Source organism: Polaribacter sp. ALD11 (assembly GCF_002831685.1).
Classification (GTDB): domain Bacteria; phylum Bacteroidota; class Bacteroidia; order Flavobacteriales; family Flavobacteriaceae; genus Polaribacter.
In genome coordinates this window covers 763359-785863 of sequence record NZ_CP025119.1, presented here as the reverse complement: position 1 = coordinate 785863, position 22505 = coordinate 763359, and the positions used below count along the sequence as shown (strand labels likewise).

Sequence of the window (22505 nt, the reverse complement as noted above, 5' to 3'; positions counted from 1 at the left end):
ATAATTAAATATTGATGCTTTTTTTATGAATTTAAAGAAAATTTTGTAATTAGAATATTTTCCTTTTTTTCAATTCAAAATCCTTACCAAGATACACTTTACGTACCATTTCATCTGCGGCTAACTCTTCTGGAGTTCCTTCTTTTAAGATACTTCCGTTGTACATTAAATAGGTTTTATCTGTAATTGCTAAAGTTGCCTGCACATCATGATCTGTAATTAAAATACCGATATTTCTATCTTTTAAATGTGCTACAATACTTTGTATATCTTCTACAGCAATAGGATCTACACCTGCAAAAGGTTCGTCTAACAAAATAAAATTAGGATCAGAAGCTAAACAACGTGCAATTTCTGTTCTACGCCTTTCACCTCCCGATAATAAATCTCCTCTATTTTTACGAACATGACCTATATTAAATTCTTCTATTAAAGATTCTAATTTTATTTTTTGTTCTTTTTTAGAACGTCCTGTAAATTGTAAAACAGACATAATGTTGTCTTCTACAGATAATTTTCTAAAAATAGATGCTTCTTGTGCCAAATAGCCAATTCCTTTTTGCGCACGTTTGTACATGGCATCTTGAGTTATTTCTTCATCATTTAAAAAAATTTTGCCAGCATTTGGTTTTATCATACCAACAATCATATAGAAAGAAGTAGTTTTTCCAGCGCCATTTGGTCCTAAAAGACCAATAATTTCACCTTGCTGAACTTCCAAAGAAATTCCTTGTACTACTTTTCTACTTCCGTAGATCTTTTGAATGTTTTCTGCTCTTAAAATCATATTTTTAAAAATGTGTAATGGGGTAATTTTTTGATTTGTGTAAAAGTAATAAATAACGCTGTTAAGAATCTTAAATATCTCTTAAACAATTAATCAGTTACACTTCAGTTTCATCAAGCATTTCCCAATATTCTACAGCTTTTCTTAAATGCGGAATTACAATGGTACCTCCAATTAAGTTTGCAATAGACATGGTTTCCATCATTTCTTCTGTAGTAACGCCATTTTCTTTTGCTGCTTCTAAATGGTACTGTACACAATCATCACATCTTAAAACTGCCGATGCTACCAACCCTAGTAATTCTTTGGTTTTTACTGGCAAATGCCCTTCTTTAAAGGCATTTGTATCTAAATTAAATATTCTTTTAATAACTTTATTATCAGAAGCTAAGATTTTTTCGTTCATTTTAGAACGGTAATCGTTAAACTCTTGGACTTTTTTGTGCATCTTTTTGTTGTTTTTTGATCACCATTTTAGAGACTTTAATACTTATTTCATATAAAATAAGTATTGGTATTGCTACAATAACTTGACTAGCAATATCTGGAGGCGTAATAATTGCTGCTAAAATTAAGACAACTACTAACGCATGTTTTCTGTATTTTTTTAAAAATTCTGGAGTTACCAAACCAATTTTTGTTAGAAAATAGATTAATACTGGCAATTCGAAAAGAATAGAAACTCCTAATAACATATTTGTAACCAGACCAATATGAGAATCTAATGTAAAGTTGTTCTGTATTAAATCTGAAATTTGATAATTGTATAAGAAATGTATGGATATGGGTGCGATTACATAAAAGCTGAAAGCGATTCCACAGAAAAATAAAAAAGACGCAATAAAAATAAAGCCTTTAGAATTCTTCACCTCTTTACTTGTTAATCCTGGCGAAATAAAACGCCAAAGTTCCCACAATAAATAAGGAAATGATAAAATAATACCTAAAATAAATGAAGACCAAATAGCATTCATTAATTGCTGTGTAGGTTTTAAACTGATTAAATTATCGTTAAACTCTACATTACAAAAAGTACTGTCCATTCCTATTAAATTGAAGAAATCACAAAAGAATTGGTATGTGATAAAATCTGGCTTTCTATGTGCTAACAAAAAGTGCTCATAGACTTCTTTTTGAAAAACAAATAATAAAATACCAATAATAAATATTGCAGCTGCACTTCTTACTAAGTGCCATCTTAATTCTTCTAAATGCCCTAAAAAGGACATTTCTTTTTGTTTTTCTGCCATTAGAAAATTCCTTCTTTAATTAAATCATGTAAATGAACTACACCAGCGTATTTTTCTTGTTCATCAACTACTAATATTTGAGTAATACTATTGTTCTCTAATTTTTCTAAAGCTTCAATAGCCATTGCATCTTGTTGTACTGTTTTTGGGTTTTTACCCATAATGTCTTTTGCGGTAACGTGATTAATATCTGTTGTTTTGCTCAACATCCTTCTAATATCACCATCTGTAATAATACCAATTAAATTTTCATTTTCTAAAACAGCCGTAACTCCTAATCTTTTTTCAGAAATTTCTACAATTACTTTTGCTACAGAATCATTTACGTCAACTTTAGGAGTTTGATTGTTCTTTATTAAGTCTGAAACTCTCAAATACAAACGTTTTCCTAACGCTCCTCCAGGATGATATTTAGCAAAATCTTTACTAGTGAAGCCTCTTAAATCTTGCAAACAAACAGCCAAAGCATCTCCCATAACTAATTGGGCAGTTGTGCTGGATGTTGGAGCCAAATTATTAGGGCATGCTTCTTTTTCTACAAATGTATTTAAAGGGAAATCTGAATTTTTTCCTAAAAAAGAATCTACATTACCGGTAATTGCAATTATCTTATTTCCATAATTTCTAATTAACGGAACTAGCACTTTAATTTCTGGTGTATTTCCACTTTTAGATAGGCAAATAACAACATCATTTTCTTGCACATTTCCTAAATCTCCATGAATAGCATCTGCTGCATGCATAAAAATTGCAGGCGTTCCTGTAGAATTAAAAGTAGCAACCATTTTTGTTGCAATGTTGGCACTTTTCCCGATTCCGGTTACAATAACTCTTCCGTTAGAATTTAAAATAAAATTAACTGCATTTTCGAAGTTTTCATCTAATAAATTTGCTAAATTCGCAATAGCACCGCTTTCCAATAAAATGGTTTCTTTTGCTGTTTGTAATATAGGATTTGAGTTTTTCAATAGTTTGGTATTTTATCAGAATAAAAAAAAGTTATATCTTTAGATTAAGAAACAAGCAAATTTACTACAAAAAAAAGTTACAACCAATATTATAGAAGGTTTGTGCGTTGTTTTTAATGTTAAACGAATATTTGATAAGATGGATTTACATGGTCCTCTAAAAAAGTTCTTTGGATTTAATAAATTTAAAGGCTTACAAGAGCAAGTTATTAAGAGTATAGTAGACAGAAATAATACCTTTGTTATTATGCCAACAGGAGGTGGTAAATCTCTTTGTTATCAGTTACCTGCATTAATGCAAGAAGGTACAGCAATTGTAGTTTCGCCATTAATCGCTTTAATGAAAAATCAAGTAGATGCCATAAGAGGTATTTCAGAACATAACGGTGTCGCTCACGTTTTAAATTCTTCTCTTAATAAAACTGAAATTGCTCAGGTTAAAGAAGATATTACAAACGGTATTACAAAACTCTTATATGTTGCGCCAGAATCTTTAATAAAAGAAGAATATGTGCTTTTTTTAAGAACACAAAAAATATCTTTTGTTGCTATAGACGAAGCGCATTGTATTTCTGAATGGGGACACGATTTTAGACCTGAATACAGAAATTTAAAGCACATTATTAAGGCCATTGATGATGTACCGGTTATCTGTTTAACAGCAACCGCTACAGAAAAAGTACAAGAAGATATTTTAAAAACGTTAGGTATTACAGATGCAAATAGGTTTAAAGCTTCTTTTAATAGGCCTAATTTATTTTATGAAATAAGACCAAAAACCAAAGAAGTAGAAAAAGATATTATTCGTTTTGTAAAACAACGAATAGGAAAATCTGGAATTATTTACTGCTTAAGTAGAAAAAAGGTAGAAGAAGTTGCTCAGATTTTACAAGTAAACGGATTAAATGCCGTTCCTTATCATGCTGGTTTAGATGCTAAAACACGTGTAAAACATCAAGATATGTTTTTAATGGAAGATTGTGATATTGTTGTTGCAACCATTGCATTTGGTATGGGAATTGATAAACCAGATGTTCGTTTTGTAATTCATCATGATATTCCTAAAAGTTTAGAAAGTTATTATCAAGAAACAGGTAGAGCTGGTCGTGATGATGGAGAAGGTTATTGTTTGGCTTTTTACGCTTATAAAGATATAGAGAAGTTAGAAAAATTTATGTCTAGTAAGCCTATTGCAGAACAAGAAATAGGGCATGCGTTGTTACAGGAAGTTGTTGGTTATGCAGAAACCTCTATGAACAGACGTAAATATTTGTTGCATTATTTTGGTGAAGAGTTTGATGAAGTAAATGGAGATGGTGCAGATATGGATGATAATTCTAGAAACCCGAAGAAAAAACATGAAGCAAAAGAAGATGTTGTAAAATTACTAACTGTAATTAAAAAAACGCTTCAAAAATATAAATCTAAAGAAGTTGTAAATACTTTAATTGGTAAAGAAAATGCTTTATTAACGTCACATAAAACACATTTACAACCATTTTTCGGAATTGGAAAAGATAAATCTGCCGCATATTGGATGGCGTTAATTCGTCAGATTTTGGTTGTTTATTTTATTAAAAAAGAAATAGAACAATATGGTGTTGTTAAACTGACAGATGAAGGTAGAAGATTTATAGCTGAACCAGCTTCTTTTATGATGACAGAAGACCACTCGTATTCAGAAGAAAATGACAATGCAATTATAACAAATGCTAGGTCTGCTGGTGGGGTTTCTGATGTAGTTTTGGTAAAACTATTAAAAGATTTACGTAAAAAGGTTGCTATAAAACAAGGAGTTCCTCCATTTGCTGTTTTTCAAGATCCATCTTTAGATGATATGGCTTTAAAATATCCTATAAACTTAGATGAAATGTCTAAAGTTCATGGAGTTGGAGAGGGTAAGGCAAGAAAGTTTGGTAAAGATTTTGTTTCACTAATTACTACGTATGTTGCTGAAAATGATATTTTAAGACCAGATGATTTAATTGTAAAAAGTACTGGAGTTAATTCTGGTTTAAAATTATACATCATTCAGAATACAGATAGAAAATTGCCTTTAGAAGATATTGCTAAGTCTAAAGGGAAAGAAATGAATGATTTAATTAAAGAAATGGAAGCGATTATCTATTCTGGTACGAAACTGAATATAGATTATGCTTTAGATGACTTGTTAGATGAAGACCAGCAAGAAGAGATACATGAATATTTTATGGAAGCTGAAACAGATAATATACAAGAAGCTTTAGATGAATTTGATGGAGATTATGATGAAGATGAGTTGCGTTTAATGCGTATTAAATTTATAAATGAAGTGGGAAATTAAAAATAATGATTTTGGTACAAAATTGTTCCTAAAAATAAATATTACATTTTTTTATTTGAAAAATAGTCCATTAGAAAAATGTAATATTTGTTATAAATAAGCTTTAAAAGTGTACTCTTTTTTGAAAAAACAATATAACAAACTACAAAATAAATTTTCAATATTATCTAGCTAAACACCATTTGCTAATACCTTGTATTGTTTCACCCTGTTTTTATGGATATAATTTTATCTAAAAACTATTAGTCTAATCAGTTGCTTAAAGTGAAATATATAACTTACAAAGTAAAAACAGTAAGTAAAACTCCTAAAAGAATAGCCATAAATTTCTGCAAGTTAAAGGTGTGATTCTCTGAGCTTTCAAAAAGAATAATCGTAGAAATATGTAAGAAAACACCAATAATAAGTGCCGTAATTTCTGTGTAATAGTTGGTGAAAAAATCAATTTTATCTCCTAGTAAAACTCCTAACGGACTCATAAATCCGAAGAAAAAGAGAAAACCAAAAACTATTTTTTTAGAATATTTTGTTTGTATTAAAAAGGTAGTTAATACAATAGCAATCGGAATTTTATGAACAATAATTGCCCATAACAAATTATCGCCTGCATGGTGAATGGGCAAACCTTCAGAAAAAGCATGCAAGCACAAACTCACAAAAAGTAAAGAAGGAAACTTTTTACCATCTGAATGAATGTGAATATGACCATGTTCTGCACCTTTAGAAAAAGATTCTAAAACCGATTGTAAAATAATACCAATAAGAATAAAGATGCCCACTCTTTTTGAATCTGTAGTCTCTGTATATACTTCTGGTAAAAGGTGTAGAATAGTTACAGATAAAAGATAAGCGCCACTAAAAGCCAATAGTAAACGCACAATTTTATTACTAGGTTTTATAATAAAAACTAGTAATGCACCTAAGATTACAGAAGCAATTAGTAAGATGTAATTCATTTCGCAACTATAATTAATCTATTAGAATTTTTAGGATTGAAGGTATTTAAATGATAATCACCAAAAGTATGTTCAATTTTAAAACCAACTTCCTCTAAAAATAAAGTCATTTTTTCTAAATCTAAATATTTCACACGCTCCGTGTAAGAATGTTCTTCATCATCAGCAAAAAAAGAAATATGTTTTAAAATAAAACCATTTGTAATCTCTCTTTTTATATTAAAAGTAATGTTATCTACAACTTTAACTTCTTCTTCAACCAAGTTTTCTTTTACTAATACCGCATTTAAAAAATCGAACACGAAAAAACCATCTTTTGTCAATCCGTTTTTAATATTCTGTAAAATTAAAATATCCTCCTTGTCATCTTCAAAATAACCAAAGCTTGTAAACAAGTTAAAAACAGCGTTGTACTTATTGTTGAAAGTAGCACGCATGTCATGAACTTCAAATTTTAGAGTATCATTTTCAAACTTTTTAGCTGCATTAATACTATTTTTAGATAAATCTGCACCTGTAACATTATAACCCAAAGAATTCAAAAACACAGAATGACGACCTTTACCACAAGGTAAATCTAAAATGTGAGAAGTTTTTTTTAAACCAAGAAACTCAGTAATATTTTTCATAAATAACTGAGCTTCAAAGTCATTTCTTTCTTTATAAAGAATGTGATAATACTTTGTGTTAAACCAATCTGTAAACCAATCTGTTGTTTTCATAAGTGCTTTCAGTCTGTAAAAGTAACCAAATCTTACGTTCTGTAAAATGAAATTATAACAAACTATTTTTTTTATAAAAAACAGAAGATTTCTTAAAGTCATAAAAATAAATAAGTACAATTTTATTGTATTATTTTAAGTGAAAACTTCCTAGTCCTAACTTCATCATTTTAAACAATAAAACGTATTTTTGCAACCAATTTTATACGTATGGAAAAAGATTTTAAAATGACGGCAACAACACTTTTCGGTTTAGAAGGTGTTCTAGCAGAAGAACTAAAAAACTTAGGAGCTCAAGATGTAAAGGAAGCTGTAAGAAGCGTTTCTTTTAGAGGAGATAAAGGTTTTATGTACAAAGCAAATATTGCTTTAAGAACTGCTGTTCGAATTTTAAAACCTATAAAAGTTTGTAAAATTTACGATGAAGAAGATCTTTACGATTCTATTCAGAAAATAAAATGGGAAAATTATTTAGAAGTAGAAGGCACGTTTGCAATTGGTGCAGTTGTAAACTCTAAGAATTTTACAACCAACTCGCATTACATTTCTTTAAAATCTAAGGATGCCGTTGCAGATTATTTTCGTCATAAATATAGTAAAAGACCAAATGTAGATTTAAAATATCCAGACGTTAAAATCCATATTCATATTCAGAAAGATGTATTAACCGTTTCTATCGATTCTTCAGGAGACTCTTTGCACAAAAGAGGGTATAGAACTGCTACAAACATTGCGCCAATTAATGAGGTTTTGGCTGCAGGTATGGTCTTATTATCTGGTTATACTGGTGAAGAAAACTTTATAGATCCAATGTGTGGTTCTGGTACCATTTTAATTGAAGCAGCAATGATTGCCAATAATATTCCGGCAAACATCAATAGAAAACTCTTTGCTTTTGAACACTGGAAAGATTATGATGAAGATTTGTATTTTACAATTCAAGAATCTTTATTAAAGAAAATTCGTTCTTCTCATTTTAAAATAATGGGATTTGATAAAGCACCTTCTGCAGTTGAAAAAGCAATTGCCAATGTAGAAAATGCAAATTTAGACGAATTTATTGGCGTGCATCATGTTAACTTTTTTAACTCTAAAAAAGAAGTTTTTGGTAACACAACTATTTTATTTAATCCGCCTTATGGCGAGCGTTTAAATATCGATACAGAAGAATTTTATAAGAAAATTGGCGATACACTAAAAAATAATTATCCAGGTTCTACGGCATGGTTAATTACGTCAGATTCAGACGCTTTAAAAAGTGTAGGTTTAAGAACCTCTAAAAGAATTGCATTAAAAAATGCCGATTTAGACTGTAAGTTTGTAAGATATGATTTGTATGAAGGAACTCGTAAGTTTAAAGAACGTAAAGAAGAAACAACTTCAGAAATAGAAAACGATTTAGAAGATTAGTTTTTTTAGAAGCTATTTCCTGCTTTACGCACTCGCTTTTTTTCGTACCTCAAAAAGAGCTCAAACAATTGCTACAATCAGGGCTAAACATATTAACCAGCAAAAATTAGAATTAAAAAAAGGAATTGCTTTCTTATTTTTAGTTCTAATTTTTATTAGTTTTGATTTTACTATAAATAGTAAAACCTATATTATTAGTTAATTAGCGAATTCTAAATAAAAAATGCACTTTATAGACGTCATATTACCAATCCCAATTCAGAGAACGTTTACGTATGCTGTAACAGAAGGAGAAGCAAATTTCTTACAAAAAGGAATGCGAGTAGCGGTTTCTTTTGGTAAATCTAAGATGTACACAGGCTTGGTCCTTAACATTCATACAAATGCACCAACATTATATGAAGCCAAAGAAATTCACCAAATATTAGATGAAATACCATTAGTAAATGAAAGGCAATTGCAACATTGGCAGTGGATTGCTAATTATTACATGTGTTCTTTAGGTGATGTTTACAGAGCATCTTTACCATCGGCTTTTTTATTGGAAAGCGAAACGGTCATTTTTAAAAATGATGCTTTTTTAGACGATGCTATTTTAGCAGATGACGAATTCTTAATTTTTGAAGCCTTACAGCATCAATCTCAGTTAACAATTCATCAAGTTATTGCAATTTTAGGCAAGAAAAAAGTAATGCCCATTGTAAATGCGCTTATTAAAAAAGAGGCAATTACTATTAAAGAAGAAATTTACGAACAATACAAACCAAAATTGGTAAAATATGTTCGTTTACAATCAAAATATAGCTCAGATGATTCTTTAGGAAAATTATTAGAAGAATTATCAAGAGCAAAAAAACAACGAGATGCTGTTTTAACTTTCTTTCAATTATCATCTACCAAAAAACCAATAAAAGCTAAAGATTTAGAAGAAAAAGCAAAGGTTTCTGCTACTATTTTAAAATCTTTGGTAGACAAAGAAATTTTCGAATTTTATCATATTCAAATTGATCGAGTTCAATTTAAAGGTGACACTAACGACTTAAAAAAATTGAATGAATTTCAGGAAAAAGCACTTTTTGAAATTAAAGAAACGTTTAAAGAAAAAGACGTTACACTTTTACATGGAGTTACAAGTTCTGGGAAAACAGAAGTGTATACAAAACTGATTCAAGAAGTTCTAGACGAAGGTAAACAGGTTTTATTTTTATTGCCAGAGATCGCTTTAACCACACAAATAATTACACGTTTGCAGTTTTATTTTGGAGAACAAATTGCTGTTTTTCATTCAAAATACTCGGTTAATGAAAGGGTAGAAGTATGGAACAATGTTTTAGAAAACAAGCCAAAAGCACGTATTGTTTTAGGGGCAAGATCTGCTGTTTTTTTACCTTTTTCTAATTTAGGATTAATTGTGGTTGATGAAGAACATGAAACTTCTTACAAACAATTTGAACCTTCACCAAGATACAATGCAAGAGATTGTGCTATTGTTTTAGCTAAAATTCACAAAGCAAAAATAGTATTAGGTTCTGCAACGCCTTCTTTAGAAACGTATTTTAATGCACAAGAAAACAAATACGGATTCGTGGCATTAAATAGGCGTCATGGAAACGTACTATTGCCAAAAATTGAACTAATTGACGTTAAAGAAAAGCAGAAGAAAAAGGAAATGAAAGGCCATTTTTCTGACAGATTGCTAAAATTAATTCAAGAAGCTTTAGATTTAAAAGAACAAGTTATTTTATTTCAAAATAGGCGTGGTTATTCTCCTGTAGTAGAGTGTAAAACTTGCGGAGTTTCACCAGAATGCCCAAATTGTGACGTTACTTTAACGTATCATAAATTTAGGAATGAACTGCGTTGTCATTATTGTAATTACCAGCGTGCAATGCCAAATAGTTGTGGTGCTTGTGGCAGTAATACTCTAGATACAAAAGGTTTTGGTACAGAACAAATAGAATTAGAATTAACAACTTTATTTCCCGATTTTAAAATCGGTAGAATGGATTTAGATACTACGCGTGGAAAATACGGGTATCAGAAAATAATTGGTGCTTTCGAAGCCAAAGAAATAGATGTTTTGGTGGGTACGCAAATGTTATCTAAAGGTCTAGATTTCGAAAATGTTTCTTTAGTAGGAATTTTAAATGCCGATACCATGCTCAATTTTCCCGATTTTAGAGCGCATGAACGTGGTTATGATATGATGGTACAAGTTTCTGGTAGAGCAGGAAGAAGTAAGAAACAAGGGCGTGTAGCTATTCAAACCTATAATCCTTACCATCAAATATTGCAACAAGTTTCTACTACAAATTATGCGGAAATGTATAAGGAGCAAATGCAAGAACGTTGGCAATATAAATATCCGCCGTATTATAGAGTGATAAAAATCACGTTAAAACACAAAGATTATAACAAAGTTGATAGCGGTGTAAATTGGTTATTTAAGGCATTACAGACTTCTTTTGGAGAAAATGTTTTAGGCCCAACAGCGCCATCTGTTTCTAGAGTTAGAAACCAATATATTAAGAATATTGTAATTAAAATTCCGCCAAAACAAAGTTTAGCAAACACTAAAAGTCAGATTACAAAAATTAGAAATACGTTTGAAGCTGTAAAAGATTTTAGACCAATAAGGTTTATTATTGATGTTGATGCGTATTAGACAAGTTGGTAGTTTTTAGTTTGCTTGTTTGTAAGAAAAACAGACAAAAGTTCATCAGTACTTAAATAAATAAAAACATGAGTTTCAAAAAAGAATACGATTTAATCTGTGTTGGTGGTGGAATTATGAGTGCAACTTTAGCACTTATTACCAAGTTATTAAAACCAGAAATGAATATTCTAATTTTAGAAAGATTAGATAAAGTTGCACAAGAAAGTTCTGCGGCTTGGAACAATGCAGGAACAGGCCATTCTGCTTTGTGTGAGCTGAATTATTGTCCGGAAGAAGATGGGGAAATTTCAATAAAAAAAGCCATTGATATTTGTACACAATATGAAACTTCGAAACAGTTTTGGTCTTATTTAGTAAATAAAGGCTTACTTAAAAATCCTAATGAATTTATTGCCACCGTAAAACATCATAGTTGGGTTTTAGGAAAAGAAAATGCCACTTATTTAGAAAATAGATTTCATGCAATGAAAGATCATTTTATGTTCGATTCTATTAAGTTTACAAGAGAAATTAACAAAATGAAAGCGTGGTTTCCTTTAATTGCAAATGATAGAACGGAAGACGAAATTATGGCAGCCTCTAGAATTGATAGAGGAACAGAAATGAATTACGGTAGCTTAACTGAAAAATTATTTTCAATCTTAGAAAATGAATTCGATACGCCAGTGCATTGCAATATGGAAGTGTTGGATATTGATCCGGATACCGATTTAGATTGGACAGTAGAAGTTAGAAATTTAAAAACGAAAGAAGAATATCAATTAGAAGCGGAGCATGTTTTTATTGGTGCTGGAGGAGGAAGTTTATTACTACTTCAGAAAGTAGAAATTGAAGAAAAAGAGGGGTATGGAGGTTTTCCTGTAAGTGGAGAATGGCTGGTTTGTACGAATGAAGATATTATAAAACAACATGACGCAAAAGTATATAGCAAAGCCGGACTTGGAGATCCACCAATGTCTACACCACATTTAGACACCCGTTATATTGATGGAAAACGTCAACTGATGTTTGGACCTTTTGCAGGTTTTAGTCCGAAATTTTTAAAAGAAGGGTCTAATTTAGATTTGTTTAAATCTATTCAATTTGATAATATTCCCGCTATGTTTGGCGCTTTTTGGCACAATTTACCCTTAACTAAATATCTCATTGAGCAAGTTTTAATGAGTAAAGAAGACAGAATGAATTCTTTACGCAAATTTGTAAAGAATGCGAATGCAGAAGATTGGGAAATTATGGTTGCAGGTCAAAGAGTTCAGATTATTAAAAAGGATGAATTTGAAGGCGGAATATTGCAATTTGGTACAGAAGTAATTTCTAGTAAAGATGGCAGTATTACGTGTTTATTAGGCGCATCTCCAGGAGCTTCCACAGCAACTTCTATTATGTTAGAAGTAATTGAAAAAGCATTTCCTGAGTTAACAAATTCTATTAAAGGAAAACAACTTTTAAAAGAAATGGTACCTTTTTATAAAACAAATGTAACTAAAGAATTGTTTGATGAGCAGTTGGAGAAGAGTAAGGTTTCTTTGAGGTTGTAATTATCCTTCCACAGGAAAGGAATACTCTAGTATTCATCTATAATATATTTTTTATTAATTTTCTTTATATAAATATGTTCTTTTAAAAGAAGATTAAATTTTTAAATAGTTTTTAGAATCTTAAGAATTAACCCAGAATTTAAAGCTTCAATAATTGCTCCATCATAAAACCTATCATTTCTAACAATTGCAGTTAATAATTTACATTTAGTTTCAAAATTAATAGTAGAATAATTAAAATTTTTGTTTCTAGAAATTATTTTTCCTTCATCCCATATAGTCCAATCAAAAATAATTTGCCAATTATGTTTTCTATATAAGGTTATAAAATTATTTCTTATTTTATCATCAGCTCTATATAAATTAGGGAAAACTCCATTCTCAATTTTAGTTTTTTCTATAGCTTCAATAAGATTAATTTTCATAGTTGTTTTTCGAATAAAGATAAAACTAAAAACCAATCACTTAAAATTATTAACTAAAAAAAAGTTCAAAAACTTTTTTTCCTCCAAGCAACCTTTTTAAAACTTCTGTAGTCTATATATTTGTAAGGCAGTAAAAACAGAAAAGAGAGGCTTGAAAATTATACCATTACATAACAAACAAAAATTGTTAATTAAAAAAGCGATTGCCAACAATAGGGAAGCACAACAACAATTGTTCGAGCAGCATTCACCTAAAATGTTGGGCGTTTGTAGACAATATGTAAAAGACTTACATCATGCAGAAGATTTAATGTTGCAAGGTTTTCTAAAGGTTTTTACCAACTTAGACAAGTTTAAAGACGAAGGTAGTTTCGAAGGTTGGATTCGTAGAATTATGGTAAATACTTGTATTTCTTATCTCCGTAAAAAGAACTTGGTAGATTTATCTGACAAAGATTATGTTTTTAATGATGCTGCTACAGAAAGTTTAGAAAACACTTCTGTTGAAGATATTCAAAAATTGATTGACAAATTACCAGAAGGTTACAAAATGGTGTTTAATTTATTCGCCATAGAAGGATTTAAACATTCAGAAATAGCAGCCAAACTAGGCGTTTCTGAGAGTACATCGAAATCGCAATTATTTAAGGCGCGTAAATTATTGCAAGCAAATTATTACAAAATGAATAAGACAATTCATGAAAACAAATAAGTTAGACAACAGCATAAAAGAAAAGTTAGCTAATAGATCTATAGAACCATCGGTTTCTGCCTGGGAACGTTTGTCTGCACAATTAGACGAACAACCAAAGCAAAAAAAGAAAGGTTGGTTTTTTTATATAGGCTATGCAGCAAGTATTTTGGCATTAGTTTCAATAGGAATCTATACTTTTTCTAATGAAAAAAAAATAGAGAGTCCGAAACAGATTATTGTAGAAGGAGTAATAGATACAATAACAATATTAAACAAGATTGATAAACATTTTAATGAAATACCTGTTGAAAAAGCAATTGTATTAACAGAAAAAGTAGAAGAGCAGCAAGAAAATAAAAAGAAGATTAATAAGAACTTCATTATAAATAAAAGCAAAAATACCCGTTCGAGTGCTGTTAAGAACTTAAAAAATGAACTAATTATTAAAACTCAAAATAAAACAATCATTTCAAAAGTTGAAGAGAATGATAAAAATAATATTCCTAAAGTCGAGGACATAGCAAAAACTAAGCGAACGGAAAAAACAAGAATTAAAGTAAGTGCAGACGATTTGTTATTCGCGGTAACAAATACATCCAAAGAAATAAAAGAAAAAGACATAAAAAACACAATGAGTAGAGAGGTTCTTTTGCAGACGATTAAAATTGAACTTAAAAAATCGAACTTAAAAGTGAATCCTGAAACCATTTTAGCGGAAGTAGAACGAACTATAAATGATGATGCTTTTCAAAATAATTTCTTAAAATCATTAAAGAAAAAAATATCTAATATTGCTACAGCAATTGCTAGTAGAAATGATTAATTCTAATTAAAACACAAAACAATTCAAAATTATAAAAACATGAAAAAAGTTACCATATTATTACTCTTGTTTGTTACTATAGCTGTTACAGCACAAGAAAAAAGAACTTTTGAAAAAGAAGTGATTAAGATTTCTGAAAAGATAGAAATGATTACAAAGACTCAGAAAGATTCTTTGAAGATGGAAGTGATTGTTATTGATGGAAAACTTAAAAAAGGAGAAATTACAAAAAGTACAGCAGAGCTATTAAAGAAAGAAATTGCTAATTATCATGCAAAGCAAATAGAAACTAAAGTTAGTGAACAAGAACACTTGTTACAGGTTTTAGTGCAAGAAAAAACAGATGGTAAAATTTTAAGTTCTAAAGAAAGTAATCTTAATGATGATGAAGTTAATACCTTTAAAGTAGGGAGTAAAACTTTTAGCTTTACTGTAAGTAATAATGATACTATTGATAAAAGTAAGCAAGAAAAAAGATGGAGACGAAATGGAAAAAGCAATAGAAGAACTACCACCCAGTTTGTTTTTGCGTTAGGAGTAAACAATGTTTTAAAAGATCATAAGTTAGGTTCTTTAAGTGATTCGGAATACAAAGTATGGGCTTCTCATTTTTATGAATTGGGTTTTACTTGGAAAACTAGGGTTAAAAGAGAAGCTTCTGAATTATATTTTAAATATGGATTGTCTTTCCTTTGGAATAATCTAAGATTAGATGACAATCAGCATCATGTGAAAAATGGAGACAAGACAGAATTAGAAATATATACTCATAACCTAATAGAAAGTAGGTTGCGTCATGTGCAAATGAATTTACCTTTACATTTAGAATGGGATTTTTCTAAAAATAAAAAATACAAAGATGGTTTTATTTACGACAGAACAAACAGGTCTTTAAGAGTTGGTGTTGGTGGGTTTGTAGGTATTAAGTTAGGTACAAGACAATATTTAGAATATGAAGATACTAGAAGAGTAGAAGTTAAAGAAGTACAATTTAATAACTTTAATATGAATACTATAAATTATGGTTTAAGTGCTTATGTTGGTTATCAGTCTACAAGTTTATACATAAAGTATGATTTGAATCCTCTTTTTAAAGATACTGAAATTAGAAATATTTCAATGGGTATTCGTTTAGATTTAAATTAAAAGCACCTATTTTATATAAAGTCGATTGGAACTAAAATTCTTAATTCCAATCGATTTTGCATTTCTATAAACTAGTTTTGTCTTTCCACTCTTTTCTTAAGTGTGATGATAAAATACTTGTTCCGTCATGTTTCCAACCTGGAGGTTTTATTAGATATTTAAATCTATTTTTTAAAGAAATTTTTGAAGTAGAAAAATCAGTAAACATTGCATGCCATTCTATAAAAGCAACTTTTACAGGATTGTAAGTTTCAATGTTTTTTACCAAACCATAAATAGGTCTTTCTGCTTCTGGTTCGAAAGTACCAAATAATTTATCCCAAATAATAAAAATTCCTGCATGATTTCTATCTAAATATTGTGGGTTGGTGGCATGATGTACTCTATGATGACTTGGCGTATTAAAGATCGCTTCAAACCATTTTGGCATTTTGGTAATAAGTTCTGTGTGAATCCAATATTGATATAACAAACTAATAGACATTTGTACGAACACCATAATAGGGTGGAAACCTATTAAAATTAGTGGAATCCAGAAAATAAAAGTATAAAAACTACCTGTCCAAGTTTGTCTTAAAGCTGTACTTAAATTATATTTTTTAGAAGAATGATGCACAACATGGCTTGCCCAAAAAAATCTACTTTCATGTGCAATTCTATGGTTCCAATAGTAGGCAAGATCTTCTGCAAATAAAAGAATAACCCAAGCCCACCAAGAAAATGGAATTTCAAATAAATGATAAAAGTTATAAATGAAGAAAAATAAACCTAAAACGACTCCTTTGGTAAGTAAACCAATAGCCACGTTGCCTAACCCCATTAAAATAGAAGTTCCTGCGTCTTTAAATTCATAATCTTCTAACTTTACTTTTACTGTTAAAATAACTTCAATAAGAACTGTTATTATAAAAAAGGGAATAGCGTAATGAATTAAATTCGGTATTTCTGGTATTTGCATAAGAGTATTTTTAATTGGTTGAAATCCATAATAATAGTTTTAAATTTATAATCTAAAAAATGTGCTTTTAAATCTAAAAAAGTTATTATATTTGCAGCCTTAAAAATAAACAATAAATATTTAATTTATGAATCATTACGAAACTGTTTTCATTTTGAATCCCGTTTTATCTGATACTCAGATAAAGGAGACAGTACAAAAGTTTAATGACTATTTGGTTTCTAGAGGTGCCGAAATGATTTCTAAAGAAGATTGGGGCTTAAAAAAATTAGCGTATCCAATTCAAAAAAAGAAAAGTGGTTTTTATCACTTATTTGAGTACAAAGTTGCTGGAGAAGAAATTTCTGCATTTGAGTTAGAGTTTAGAAGAGATGATAGCGTTATGCGTTACCTTTCTGTTAGATTAGACAAACATGCTGCTGCTTGGGCAAAAGTTAGAACTGAACGTGTTAAATCTACTAAAAAATAAGAAATGGCATCAATAGAACAACAAGCAAAAGGTGGTAAATCTGCTGACGTTAGATATTTAACGCCATTAGATATAGACACAAAGAAAGAAGCAAAATACTGTAGATTTAAGAAGAAAGGTATCAAGTATATCGATTATAAAGATGCAGACTTCTTAATGTATTTAGTAAACGAACAAGGTAAAATTTTACCAAGACGTTTAACAGGAACTTCATTAAAATATCAACGTAAAGTTGCGCAAGCAATTAAAAGATGTCGTCATTTGGCATTAATGCCTTACGTTGGAGATTTGTTAAAATAATAAAGACGTAGAACATGGAACTTATATTAAGACAAGACGTAGAAAATTTAGGATTTAAAGATGACATCGTAGACGTAAAAAACGGTTATGGTAGAAACTTTTTAATCCCTACAGGAAAAGCATCTTTGGCTACTTCATCTGCAAGGAAAGTTTTAGCAGAGAATTTAAAACAAAGAGCTTATAAAGAAGCTAAATTAATTGAAGATGCTAGTAAAATAGCAGAAACAGTTAAAGGATATGAAATTAAAATTGCATCTAAAGTTGGTTCAGGAGACAAATTATTTGGTTCTGTAAACAACATCGATTTAGCTGCAGCATTAGCAAAAGCAGGAACAGATTTAGATAAGAAATTTATTAAAGTTGTTGGTGGTTCTGTTAAAAGATTAGGTAAATACGAAGCTGCTGTAAGGTTACACAGAGCTGTAGTTGCTGATATTACTTTTGAAGTTGTTGCTGAATAGTAATTTACTTTAATACTTTACAAAAAGCTCGTTAGAAATAACGAGCTTTTTTTTTATTTTTGACTTTGAATTTATAAAAATGAAATACAGACAACTTACCAAAGAACAATTTGAAAGTTTACACGAAGACTTTGCGCGATTTTTAGCAACCCAAAGTATCGATGCTAAAGAATGGAATCAAATTAAAAAAGAAACACCCAATGTTGCAGAAGATGAAATGAATGTTTTTTCTGATGTTGTTTGGGATGATGTTTTAACAAAAACCGCTTACGTAGAACACTTTTCTAAAACATCTGTAAATTTATTTAAATGCGATGCAGAAGAAATTCATAGAATTGCAATAAAAATAACTTGGGATATTAATCTATTAGAACAAGAAGGATTTGAATGGTTAATGCAAAATCCTATGGATAATTCTGTTGAAATTTTTAAAGGAACAAAACCTTATAATAAAGATGAAAGAAATGTAGAAATTTTTGATTTGATAGAAAAAGGAAGTTCAATTTCTAAAGGAGAAATTTTCGAGTATTTTAATCAGTTAGTTTCTTAATTTTTTTAGAAGCTATTTCCTGCTTTCCGTTATATCTTTTTTAAGAAAAATAAAAAAGGATACCACTTCAATCAGGGCTAGAGTTGTTTGCTAATGACATTCAAAATACAAAAAAAAAATAAATTTTAAAAAAGGCACTCAACCAAAGAATGAGTAAAAAGCTCTTAATTGTATTTTTTTTATCTCAATTCAAAATGACATTTTGAGAGAAATAATTGATGGATTAAAAAGTTAACTCAATAAACGAATCAATTTATTAGTGCCAGAACTGGCTACATCTTCAATAATTGTTAAGTTGTTGTAATTATTTTCTGAAACAGATGGTTTTGGATCAATAAAATAAATGGGTGTATTTGGTTTTACATAATCAATTAAACTTGCTGCCGGATATACTTGCATAGAAGTCCCAATAATTACTAGAATGTCTGCTTTTTGAGTAATTTCAACGGCTTGTTCTAACATTGGCACCATTTCTCCAAACCAAACAATATGTGGTCTTAATTGACTATTTCTTCTACATAAATCCCCTAAAACCAACTCCTTTTTCCATTCTAAAATATCATTTTCGTCAATAGAACTTCTTACCTTTAAAAGTTCGCCGTGTAAATGTGTCACTTTAGCGCTTCCTGCACGTTCGTGCAAATCGTCTACATTCTGGGTGATAATTTCAACATCAAAATCAGTTTCTAATTTTAATAAATTAAAGTGTGCTTTGTTAGGAGAAACTTCCAATAGTTGTTTTCTGCGTTTGTTATAAAAACCTAAAACTAAGGTAGGATTTGCTTTATAACCTTCGGGAGAAGCAACTTCCATTACATCGTGACCTTCCCACAAACCGTTAGCATCTCTAAATGTTTGTATACCACTTTCTGCCGAAATTCCTGCTCCTGTTAAAACAACTAGTTTTTTCATTTAATTGAAGATTTGAGTATTTTTGTGAATATATTTCAAGGAAGACAAAAATAATAATTTTAAATTTGTATTTATGATTGATGAAAATTTATTAAATTATTTTGAAGGCTTTCTTACTGATAAAAGAAAAAATCTATTTAAAAAAGTACTAGAAGAAAGAACACGCCATTTTACAGTAGTTTTAGAAGATATTTTTCAACCACACAATGCTAGTGCTGTGGTTAGAACTTGCGATATTTTTGGCGTACAAGATGTACATGCAATCGAAAATAAATATAATAATAAAGTTTCTAGACATGTTGCTAAGGGCTCTCAGAAATGGTTAAATCAATATAGATATCGAAAAGATGGTGATAATTCGAAACCTTGTTTAGATGAATTAAAAGCAAAAGGATATCAAATTATAGCAACTACACCTCACAACGATTCTTGTTTGCTACAAGACTTTGATATTACAAAAAAATCTGCTTTTGTATTCGGTGTAGAAGCAGAGGGTGTTTCTGATACTGTGATAGAAAATGCAGACGGCTTTCTTAAAATACCTATGGTTGGTTTTACAGAAAGTTTAAACATCTCTGTTGCCGCAGCTATTATTTTGCAAGATGTTACTACAAAGCTTAGAAATTCAGATATTGAGTGGCAATTATCTGAAGAAGAAAAAGAGATCTTGTATTTTGATTGGGTAAAGAAAACGATAAAAAATGTAGCTAAAATTGAAGAGCATTATCATCAAAATTTAAAAACTGATTGATCTTATAATTTTAAATAAAACCGAAACTTTGTTTAGGAATAAGTGATATCTGTTTAAAATATAAATTGTTTCGTTACTCTTTTTAGTAAAGAAGTTATACTTTATTCAATAATAATTTTTTCAATTGTAGCAGTCGAATCACAACGCTTTACTAATAAACTAACGTTTTTTAGCTCTTTTTTTCCTGTAACATAATATTTAGCACAAGGCTTTTCTCTAGGACTTCCTTTTCCAAAATCTACATCACCCGTCGTTAAAATCGTCGATATTTTTAAAGTATCAATTTCAAATTTTTGCATTGCAGTTTTTGCATCGTCAGAAAATAATCGTTTCTTAATTCGAATGGTTTTTAGCGTTCTTGAGTCCATTCCATAATCAAAAGTCGCATTTTTCTTTTGCCAGAAGAAATAAACGGCAATGGAACCTAGTGATAATCCTACTAAATAATAAAAAATTCTCTTTACTAACATGTTCAAATTTTGAAATGCAAATTTATGGAAATTGAGTTGTTTCTAAAGCTATTATTGAAAGTTATTTATAGAATAATCTAAAGGAATTTTAGTGATCTAAACCCATTTTATTTTTCAATATTTGTTAATGAAAATTGTGCTAAATTTAAAGAATCAATAAGTTAATATCTCTAAAAGGCAAATCGAACCAGTCTGCAACGGTTTTGTTGGTTAAAATTCCGTGATAGAAATACATTCCGTTGCGCAAACTTTTATCAAATCTTGCCGTATTTTCAAAACCACCTTCTTCTGCAATGTTTAATAAATACGGTGTAAAAATATTACTAATAGAAACCGAAGCTGTTCTTGCGTAACGTGCAGGAATATTAGGCACACAATAATGAATTACACCATGTTTTACAAAAGTGGGCGATTTGTGAGTGGTTACATTCGAACTTTCGAAACAACCACCTCTATCTATACTTACGTCTACTATAATAGCGCCTTCTTTCATTTTTTCAATCATTTCTTCGGTAGCACAAATTGGAGATCTATTCTTACCACGAATTGCACCAATAGCAACATCACATCGCATTAATGCTTTTAAAATAGATTTAGGTTGTAATGTAGATGTATAGATTGGTGCGTGTAAACAATCTTGTAGTTTTCTTAATTTACTAATAGAATTATCAAAAACTTTTACTCTTGCACCTAAACCTATAGCAGTTCTTGCGGCATATTCACCAACGGTTCCTGCACCAAAAATAACAACACTTGTTGGTGGAACTCCGCCAATATTACCAAATAATAATCCGTTACCTTTATTAACACCACTCATTAATTCGCCGGCAATTAAAATAGAGGCGGTTCCAGCAATTTCACTTAAAGATTTTACAATTGGGTAGGTTTCTTGCTCATCTTTTATATAGTCGAACGCAATTGCTGTAATTTTCTTTTTAGCTAGACATTCAAAGTATTTTTTGTTTTGTGTTTTTAATTGCAATGAAGAAATTAAAATTGCTTGCGGACTAATGTATTCAATTTCATCTTCTGTTGGTGGCGCAACTTTTAAAATAATATTACATTTAAAAGCTTCTTCTACGTTATAAGAAATTTTTGCACCAGCTTCAGAATATTCTTTGTCTGTGAAATTTGCGCCATCTCCAGCGCCTGTTTCAACAACAAGACGATGACCATTTGCGGTTAAAGCGCCAACAGCATCTGGAGTTAAACAAACACGTTTTTCACTTAAATAAGTTTCTTTTGGTAGACCTATAAACAATTCTCCTTTCTGTTTTTTTATCTCTAACATTTCTTCTTGAGGAAGCAACTCTTCTTTACTAAACGGAGAAAATGAACTCATAACTTGGTTATTTTAATTGCATATTACGTTGTCCGTTTTCTAAAGTAGATAAATGGATTTCAACAGACTCTAAAGGTAGTAAATTTTCGACATTTTGTGGCCATTCGATAAGGCACCAATCGTTATTATACAGATACTCTTCAATTCCCATGTCTAAAGCTTCTTCTTCGTCTGTAATTCTATAAAAATCGAAGTGAAAAATCTTTTCTTTTTTTGAAGTTTCATATTCATTTACCAACGAAAAAGTAGGAGAGGAGATAGTATCTAAAACACCTAATTGTTTACATATTTCTTTGATTAAAGTTGTTTTACCAACGCCCATTTCTCCATAAAACAATAATGTTTTATTTTTTACTGATGTAATAATTACAGTTGCAATTTCAGAAAGGTTTTCTAAAGAATAGTTTGTATTCATGTTGCAAAAATAACAAATCTGACAAGTTATTTAGACTTGTCAGATTTTTTTATTTTAAATGTCGTTAGCATGCAAGTTTAGCCCTGATTGAACGGTATGTTTGAGTTCTTTTGAGGTACGAAAAAAGCGAGTAGTGAAAGCAGGAAATAGCTTCTTAT

Annotated in this window: 24 protein-coding genes; 12 read left to right on the top strand and 12 right to left on the bottom strand. The window is 29.9% G+C overall.

Going from position 1 to position 22505, the window contains the following annotated elements; genetic code table 11:
* Positions 1 to 49: 49 nt before the first annotated feature.
* The 4 genes from lptB to CW731_RS03395 form a co-directional block, all read right to left on the bottom strand.
* A complete protein-coding gene (gene lptB, locus CW731_RS03410; protein ID WP_100945411.1) occupies positions 50 to 787 on the bottom strand; it encodes an LPS export ABC transporter ATP-binding protein in 738 nt (245 codons plus the stop codon).
* 97 nt (positions 788 to 884) lie between these two features.
* Entirely contained in the window at positions 885 to 1235 is a 351-nt protein-coding gene (locus tag CW731_RS03405; protein WP_100945410.1) for a carboxymuconolactone decarboxylase family protein, read from the bottom strand.
* Positions 1210 to 2037 carry a twin-arginine translocase subunit TatC gene (gene tatC / locus CW731_RS03400; RefSeq protein WP_100945409.1) on the bottom strand — a complete coding sequence of 276 codons (828 nt, stop codon included), beginning with the start codon at positions 2035 to 2037 and terminating at the stop codon, positions 1210 to 1212. Before tatC ends, CW731_RS03405 begins: the two co-directional genes overlap by 26 nt.
* On the bottom strand, positions 2037 to 3005 hold the full coding sequence (locus CW731_RS03395; protein ID WP_100945408.1) for an SIS domain-containing protein: 969 nt from the start codon (positions 3003 to 3005) through the stop codon (positions 2037 to 2039). The genes tatC and CW731_RS03395 overlap by 1 nt, the downstream gene beginning before the upstream one ends.
* Positions 3006 to 3144: 139 nt before the next feature.
* On the opposite strand from CW731_RS03395, the gene CW731_RS03390 reads away from it, so the two are divergent.
* The gene (locus CW731_RS03390) at positions 3145 to 5328 is read left to right on the top strand and encodes an ATP-dependent DNA helicase RecQ (RefSeq protein ID WP_100945407.1); all 2184 of its coding nucleotides are present in this window, start codon (positions 3145 to 3147) and stop codon (positions 5326 to 5328) included.
* Between the two features lie 278 nt (positions 5329 to 5606).
* On the opposite strand, the gene CW731_RS03385 is transcribed toward CW731_RS03390, so the two are convergent.
* Both CW731_RS03385 and CW731_RS03380 read right to left on the bottom strand, forming a co-directional pair.
* Entirely contained in the window at positions 5607 to 6284 is a 678-nt protein-coding gene (locus CW731_RS03385) for a ZIP family metal transporter (protein WP_100945406.1), read from the bottom strand.
* Entirely contained in the window at positions 6281 to 7006 is a 726-nt protein-coding gene (locus CW731_RS03380) for a class I SAM-dependent methyltransferase (RefSeq protein ID WP_100945405.1), read from the bottom strand. Before CW731_RS03380 ends, CW731_RS03385 begins: the two co-directional genes overlap by 4 nt.
* A gap of 210 nt (positions 7007 to 7216) precedes the next feature.
* On the opposite strand from CW731_RS03380, the gene CW731_RS03375 reads away from it, so the two are divergent.
* The 3 genes from CW731_RS03375 to mqo all read left to right on the top strand — a co-directional run bounded on the left by CW731_RS03375 (position 7217) and on the right by mqo (position 12631).
* A complete protein-coding gene (locus CW731_RS03375; RefSeq protein WP_100945404.1) occupies positions 7217 to 8416 on the top strand; it encodes a class I SAM-dependent RNA methyltransferase in 1200 nt (399 codons plus the stop codon).
* 223 nt (positions 8417 to 8639) lie between these two features.
* The gene (gene priA, locus CW731_RS03370; protein ID WP_100945403.1) at positions 8640 to 11081 is read left to right on the top strand and encodes a primosomal protein N'; all 2442 of its coding nucleotides are present in this window, start codon (positions 8640 to 8642) and stop codon (positions 11079 to 11081) included.
* Between the two features lie 77 nt (positions 11082 to 11158).
* A complete protein-coding gene (gene mqo, locus CW731_RS03365) occupies positions 11159 to 12631 on the top strand; it encodes a malate dehydrogenase (quinone) (protein WP_100945402.1) in 1473 nt (490 codons plus the stop codon).
* A gap of 101 nt (positions 12632 to 12732) precedes the next feature.
* Here mqo and CW731_RS03360 read toward each other — a convergent pair whose 3' ends face one another.
* Positions 12733 to 13056, bottom strand: coding sequence for a DUF6508 domain-containing protein (locus CW731_RS03360; RefSeq protein ID WP_100945401.1), 324 nt, complete (start codon positions 13054 to 13056; stop codon positions 12733 to 12735).
* 151 nt (positions 13057 to 13207) lie between these two features.
* On the opposite strand from CW731_RS03360, the gene CW731_RS03355 reads away from it, so the two are divergent.
* From CW731_RS03355 to CW731_RS03345, 3 genes are read left to right on the top strand one after another with little or no spacing between them, the layout of a single operon-like run.
* Complete coding sequence (locus tag CW731_RS03355; RefSeq protein WP_100945400.1) at positions 13208 to 13768, top strand: RNA polymerase sigma factor; 561 nt, start codon at positions 13208 to 13210, stop codon at positions 13766 to 13768.
* The gene (locus CW731_RS03350; protein ID WP_100945399.1) at positions 13755 to 14573 is read left to right on the top strand and encodes a hypothetical protein; all 819 of its coding nucleotides are present in this window, start codon (positions 13755 to 13757) and stop codon (positions 14571 to 14573) included. Before CW731_RS03355 ends, CW731_RS03350 begins: the two co-directional genes overlap by 14 nt.
* 39 nt (positions 14574 to 14612) lie before the next feature.
* A complete protein-coding gene (locus CW731_RS03345; RefSeq protein ID WP_100945398.1) occupies positions 14613 to 15719 on the top strand; it encodes a hypothetical protein in 1107 nt (368 codons plus the stop codon).
* A gap of 64 nt (positions 15720 to 15783) precedes the next feature.
* Here the strand turns inward: CW731_RS03345 and CW731_RS03340 are convergent, their stop codons facing one another.
* Positions 15784 to 16677 carry a sterol desaturase family protein gene (locus CW731_RS03340; RefSeq protein ID WP_100945397.1) on the bottom strand — a complete coding sequence of 298 codons (894 nt, stop codon included), beginning with the start codon at positions 16675 to 16677 and terminating at the stop codon, positions 15784 to 15786.
* A gap of 127 nt (positions 16678 to 16804) precedes the next feature.
* On the opposite strand from CW731_RS03340, the gene rpsF reads away from it, so the two are divergent.
* The 4 genes from rpsF (at position 16805) to CW731_RS03320 (ending at position 18457) form a co-directional block, all read left to right on the top strand.
* Positions 16805 to 17146: a 30S ribosomal protein S6 gene (gene rpsF, locus CW731_RS03335; protein ID WP_100945396.1), complete on the top strand. Its 342-nt coding sequence runs from the start codon at positions 16805 to 16807 to the stop codon at positions 17144 to 17146.
* A gap of 3 nt (positions 17147 to 17149) precedes the next feature.
* Positions 17150 to 17446 (top strand): 30S ribosomal protein S18, encoded by a 297-nt coding sequence (gene rpsR, locus CW731_RS03330; protein ID WP_100945395.1) that lies wholly within the window; start codon positions 17150 to 17152, stop codon positions 17444 to 17446.
* 14 nt (positions 17447 to 17460) lie between these two features.
* On the top strand, positions 17461 to 17907 hold the full coding sequence (gene rplI / locus CW731_RS03325) for a 50S ribosomal protein L9 (protein WP_100945394.1): 447 nt from the start codon (positions 17461 to 17463) through the stop codon (positions 17905 to 17907).
* Between the two features lie 79 nt (positions 17908 to 17986).
* The gene (locus CW731_RS03320; protein ID WP_100945393.1) at positions 17987 to 18457 is read left to right on the top strand and encodes a DUF6495 family protein; all 471 of its coding nucleotides are present in this window, start codon (positions 17987 to 17989) and stop codon (positions 18455 to 18457) included.
* 231 nt (positions 18458 to 18688) lie between these two features.
* Here CW731_RS03320 and CW731_RS03315 read toward each other — a convergent pair whose 3' ends face one another.
* Complete coding sequence (locus tag CW731_RS03315) at positions 18689 to 19369, bottom strand: NAD-dependent deacylase (protein ID WP_100945392.1); 681 nt, start codon at positions 19367 to 19369, stop codon at positions 18689 to 18691.
* Positions 19370 to 19442: 73 nt separating this feature from the next.
* Between CW731_RS03315 and CW731_RS03310 the strand changes: the two genes are divergently transcribed.
* Entirely contained in the window at positions 19443 to 20120 is a 678-nt protein-coding gene (locus CW731_RS03310; RefSeq protein WP_100945391.1) for an RNA methyltransferase, read from the top strand.
* Positions 20121 to 20221: 101 nt separating this feature from the next.
* On the opposite strand, the gene CW731_RS03305 is transcribed toward CW731_RS03310, so the two are convergent.
* From CW731_RS03305 to tsaE, 3 genes are all read right to left on the bottom strand, one after another.
* Complete coding sequence (locus CW731_RS03305; RefSeq protein WP_100945390.1) at positions 20222 to 20590, bottom strand: DUF4258 domain-containing protein; 369 nt, start codon at positions 20588 to 20590, stop codon at positions 20222 to 20224.
* A 145-nt stretch (positions 20591 to 20735) separates the two neighbouring features.
* The gene (locus tag CW731_RS03300; protein WP_100945389.1) at positions 20736 to 21932 is read right to left on the bottom strand and encodes an alanine dehydrogenase; all 1197 of its coding nucleotides are present in this window, start codon (positions 21930 to 21932) and stop codon (positions 20736 to 20738) included.
* A gap of 7 nt (positions 21933 to 21939) precedes the next feature.
* Positions 21940 to 22347 carry a tRNA (adenosine(37)-N6)-threonylcarbamoyltransferase complex ATPase subunit type 1 TsaE gene (gene tsaE, locus CW731_RS03295; protein WP_100945388.1) on the bottom strand — a complete coding sequence of 136 codons (408 nt, stop codon included), beginning with the start codon at positions 22345 to 22347 and terminating at the stop codon, positions 21940 to 21942.
* Positions 22348 to 22505 lie beyond the last annotated feature (158 nt).

Excerpts from the sequence above, each read along its gene's own strand:
- lptB (WP_100945411.1), bottom strand. The coding sequence starts at position 787 with ATGATTTTAAGAGCAGAAAACATTCAAAAGATCTACGGAAGTAGAAAA.
- CW731_RS03405 (WP_100945410.1), bottom strand. The coding sequence starts at position 1,235 with ATGCACAAAAAAGTCCAAGAGTTTAACGATTACCGTTCTAAAATGAAC.
- tatC (WP_100945409.1), bottom strand. The coding sequence starts at position 2,037 with ATGGCAGAAAAACAAAAAGAAATGTCCTTTTTAGGGCATTTAGAAGAA.
- CW731_RS03390 (WP_100945407.1), top strand. The coding sequence starts at position 3,145 with ATGGATTTACATGGTCCTCTAAAAAAGTTCTTTGGATTTAATAAATTT.
- CW731_RS03385 (WP_100945406.1), bottom strand. The coding sequence starts at position 6,284 with ATGAATTACATCTTACTAATTGCTTCTGTAATCTTAGGTGCATTACTA.
- CW731_RS03380 (WP_100945405.1), bottom strand. The coding sequence starts at position 7,006 with ATGAAAACAACAGATTGGTTTACAGATTGGTTTAACACAAAGTATTAT.
- CW731_RS03375 (WP_100945404.1), top strand. The coding sequence starts at position 7,217 with ATGGAAAAAGATTTTAAAATGACGGCAACAACACTTTTCGGTTTAGAA.
- priA (WP_100945403.1), top strand. The coding sequence starts at position 8,640 with ATGCACTTTATAGACGTCATATTACCAATCCCAATTCAGAGAACGTTT.
- mqo (WP_100945402.1), top strand. The coding sequence starts at position 11,159 with ATGAGTTTCAAAAAAGAATACGATTTAATCTGTGTTGGTGGTGGAATT.
- CW731_RS03360 (WP_100945401.1), bottom strand. The coding sequence starts at position 13,056 with ATGAAAATTAATCTTATTGAAGCTATAGAAAAAACTAAAATTGAGAAT.
- CW731_RS03350 (WP_100945399.1), top strand. The coding sequence starts at position 13,755 with ATGAAAACAAATAAGTTAGACAACAGCATAAAAGAAAAGTTAGCTAAT.
- CW731_RS03345 (WP_100945398.1), top strand. The coding sequence starts at position 14,613 with ATGAAAAAAGTTACCATATTATTACTCTTGTTTGTTACTATAGCTGTT.
- CW731_RS03340 (WP_100945397.1), bottom strand. The coding sequence starts at position 16,677 with ATGCAAATACCAGAAATACCGAATTTAATTCATTACGCTATTCCCTTT.
- rpsF (WP_100945396.1), top strand. The coding sequence starts at position 16,805 with ATGAATCATTACGAAACTGTTTTCATTTTGAATCCCGTTTTATCTGAT.
- rpsR (WP_100945395.1), top strand. The coding sequence starts at position 17,150 with ATGGCATCAATAGAACAACAAGCAAAAGGTGGTAAATCTGCTGACGTT.
- rplI (WP_100945394.1), top strand. The coding sequence starts at position 17,461 with ATGGAACTTATATTAAGACAAGACGTAGAAAATTTAGGATTTAAAGAT.
- CW731_RS03320 (WP_100945393.1), top strand. The coding sequence starts at position 17,987 with ATGAAATACAGACAACTTACCAAAGAACAATTTGAAAGTTTACACGAA.
- CW731_RS03315 (WP_100945392.1), bottom strand. The coding sequence starts at position 19,369 with ATGAAAAAACTAGTTGTTTTAACAGGAGCAGGAATTTCGGCAGAAAGT.
- CW731_RS03310 (WP_100945391.1), top strand. The coding sequence starts at position 19,443 with ATGATTGATGAAAATTTATTAAATTATTTTGAAGGCTTTCTTACTGAT.
- CW731_RS03305 (WP_100945390.1), bottom strand. The coding sequence starts at position 20,590 with ATGTTAGTAAAGAGAATTTTTTATTATTTAGTAGGATTATCACTAGGT.
- CW731_RS03300 (WP_100945389.1), bottom strand. The coding sequence starts at position 21,932 with ATGAGTTCATTTTCTCCGTTTAGTAAAGAAGAGTTGCTTCCTCAAGAA.
- tsaE (WP_100945388.1), bottom strand. The coding sequence starts at position 22,347 with ATGAATACAAACTATTCTTTAGAAAACCTTTCTGAAATTGCAACTGTA.